General features: G+C 35.7%; 3 protein-coding genes. All 3 read right to left on the bottom strand.

Annotation, left to right across the window (positions count from 1 at the left end; genetic code table 11):
• Window positions 1-156 precede the first annotated feature (156 nt).
• Genes E7C97_RS09250 through E7C97_RS09260 form a run of 3 tightly spaced genes read right to left on the bottom strand, consistent with a single transcriptional unit; the run spans window position 157 to window position 2,485 of the window.
• Window positions 157-873, bottom strand: coding sequence for an ABC transporter permease (locus E7C97_RS09250; RefSeq protein WP_049529591.1), 717 nt, complete (start codon window positions 871-873; stop codon window positions 157-159).
• 5 nt (window positions 874-878) lie between these two features.
• Window positions 879-1,685 carry an ABC transporter ATP-binding protein gene (locus E7C97_RS09255; protein ID WP_316109024.1) on the bottom strand — a complete coding sequence of 269 codons (807 nt, stop codon included), beginning with the start codon at window positions 1,683-1,685 and terminating at the stop codon, window positions 879-881.
• 2 nt (window positions 1,686-1,687) lie between these two features.
• Window positions 1,688-2,485, bottom strand: a complete 798-nt coding sequence (locus E7C97_RS09260) for a MerR family transcriptional regulator (protein WP_316109026.1) — start codon at window positions 2,483-2,485, stop codon at window positions 1,688-1,690.
• Window positions 2,486-3,047: the final 562 nt, after the last annotated feature.

Genomic DNA, 3,047 nt, shown 5'->3' on the forward strand with positions numbered 1-3,047 from the left:
AGTCGCTTTTCATTATAGATCTTATGGGACTTTTTTTCTACACAAAATAGGCTCCATAATATCTATAGGGGATTTACCCACTACAAATATTATAGAGCCCTTTTTCTTTATTTAAAGTTAATGTTGCCATGGATTCATGTTGCACTATACAGGTATTTACTCAGATTTTTGTTTATTCAAGAGGAGGATACAAGTCATTACTGCAATACAAGATACAAGAATTAGATACCACAGGTTTTCAAGACTAAAATCATTCTCTAGCATCAATCTGTATCCCCAATAAGCTGGGAAAACTCGCCCTAATATTTGGAGAAAATCGGGTAGTAAGCTAATAGGAAACATAATCCCCGAAAGCATAATTGAAGGTAAAAATACAAGTTGCGCTATCATGGTCAGCTTTGCTTGGTTTTTTAAAGTAAGCCCTAGTAAACTACCAATACATAATGACACAATCATGTAGATGGACAGCGCAAGAAAGAATAAGGGAAGTTGTGTCGGCAGACTTGCTTCAAATAAAATAGGGGCCAGTAGCAGGATTACAATGCAGGTCATCATCAGATGAACAAAGGCAGAGAGAAGTATGCTCACCAATCCTAAATAAATAGGGACACCATTAGCATTATAAATCTTTTTAATGTCGCTTCCATAAATTTCGACCAATGAAGATGGCAAGCCAAGAAAGGCTCCCATTGAGACACTCATGACTATCATAGATTGTATGAGCGTACTTCCCATTTCAGGCATAACAGAAGTAAAAATACCACCCATGATGAGAAAGAAAATAAGCGGTACAATATAGAAAGTAACCAAGAGAGATTTGCTTCGTATATCTAATTTCCACTGTAATACTAGACTATATAAATAACAGTTCATTCTGATTACCTCCTTGCCATTTTTATGAAATGCTGTTCCAAGCTGCCACGATCAACCTTAATATCCAATATCTGAATTTTTTTCTGCTTACATTCATTCAATAATGAAATTAAGGTATCCTCAATATTGGTCGTTTCAAAAGACTTCTCTGCTTCTTGAGTCTTCAAATGGATATAATATCTTCTTCCAACCTTGTCTGTCAGTTCTGAAGGAGTGCCACAAAAGACAATCTTTCCACTGTTCAAGATAGCAATGCGGTCACATAAGACCTCAACTTCAGCCATATCATGACTTGCCAAAACGATTGTTTTCCCTTGTGATTTGAGATTCCGTATTTGTTCGTGGAGGGCTAGTCTTGCTTCAACATCAAGTCCCGCTGTCGGTTCATCGAGGAAAATAATATCGGGATTTCCGATAAGAGCAAGGGCGAGATGTAGTCTTCTTTTTTGTCCTGTGGATAATTGCAGATATTGTGATTTCTCAATTTCTTTTATTCCAAGAGCCTTCAGCATGGCATTATCAATGCTTGTCTGATTCCATTTTGCAAAGAGCTTTATCGCCTCCATAGGTTTGATATGAGCTGGCAAAGAAGATGACTGCAGTTGAATTCCCATTTTGCCGTTTACAACAATAGTGCCTTCATCATATTTTTTCAGACCTTCAATACATTCAAGCGTTGTTGTTTTCCCAGCACCATTCACACCAAGTAAAGCGAAAATTTCTCCCTTTACGATTTGAAAATTAAGACTTTTTAGGACAATCTTACTTCCGTATTTTTTCTCTAATCCACGAACCTCTATTGCGTATTTCATGGCTACACCTCCTCAAAGGGATTGGTTCCAAGTCTTGAAAAATAAACTTGCAAAGCGGGTTCTAAATATGAGTTAACGATTTTTTGCTTTTCCTCCCAAGCGTTAGTAGCGGTATCAATATTACCGACTTCCATCAACTTCGGAAGCATAGTCAAATCTCCATTTGTAAACTCCATGATCAAGCTCCAGTATTCTTGTACAACTTGTTGGCACTGTTCACTTTCAGCGGGCACCTTTTCTTTTTGGAGTCGCACAATCTCATCACTTAGGCGATTAAATCTGTCCATAAAGTCTACTCCGCTTTTCTTATCAAATCGACTGCGTATCTGGTCGAGCGTATCATCATCAAAGCGCTTAATGAGAGAGTAGGAGTCATTCTTCATCTGTAGATTGACAATAATATCTGCATACTTTTTAAAGTCAACCGTCTGTATTTGTAAAACTTCAACTTTTAACTGCTCTATTTCTGATAATGAAGTCTGAAGTTGTTCTATTTTTTGGCGAATATCATCTGCTTGCTCTGTAAGAGCATTTGCAACTTCAGCTGGAGTTTTCAAAGAGTTCAAACGCCCCTTTATGTCCTTCAGAGAAAAACCAAGTGATTTCAAGGATATAATCTGATGAAGCATAACTAGATCTTTATCGGTATAAAGCCTACGTCCTCCCTCACTTTCTGCAGACGGGGAAAGCAATTCTTCTTTATCGTAGTATTGTAGAGTTCGGACTGTAACTCCCATTTTATTGGCAACTTCCCCAACTGTCATAAACCCTTCTGGGATTGCTCTGAATTTTGCCATCATTCTCACCTCCTAATATATATTATACATCATGACGTAAGGTCATGAGCAAGCGCTTTATAAGAAATATTAGAAAAAAGATAGAGAAATTTAATTCCATTAGCTGCAAATGAATTGTGAAACATAATGGATATCAGTTTATGAGACTATCATATTAAAAGTGTTAGAGAGTTGTATTATTTTTGTTCAAACTATCTAGAATTGAATTTACTTGATATAATAGAGTTAGATATAAGAAGAGCTTGATGGTTGAAATATTGAAAGTAAAAACAGAAAACAAGTTCATAAGTTGGCAAGCAAATTGATTTGATGAGAAATCTCGGTCTAGTTGGCCAGATATAACTTCAAGCTAGCTCCTCTTGTTCGTTCTATCATTTAAAATATTTCCAATACTAGATGGATGTGATAACAAGTGATTCATCTTAGACATTATCAAAATAATAATGAAATTTTTTTAATAGCTTTGAATCCAATATTTATCAATTTAGAATGAACAGTATATTTCTCTTAAACTATATGTCGTCAGATGAATAAAGTTTGATAAGATTTTACAATTTGTTATAAT

It is taken from the genome of Streptococcus sp. (assembly GCF_032481935.1).
GTDB lineage: Bacteria > Bacillota > Bacilli > Lactobacillales > Streptococcaceae > Streptococcus.

Bases quoted from the DNA above. Each gene is read 5' to 3' on its own strand.
- E7C97_RS09250 (WP_049529591.1), bottom strand. From the start codon at position 873: ATGAACTGTTATTTATATAGTCTAGTATTACAGTGGAAATTAGATATA.
- E7C97_RS09255 (WP_316109024.1), bottom strand. From the start codon at position 1,685: ATGAAATACGCAATAGAGGTTCGTGGATTAGAGAAAAAATACGGAAGT.
- E7C97_RS09260 (WP_316109026.1), bottom strand. From the start codon at position 2,485: ATGATGGCAAAATTCAGAGCAATCCCAGAAGGGTTTATGACAGTTGGG.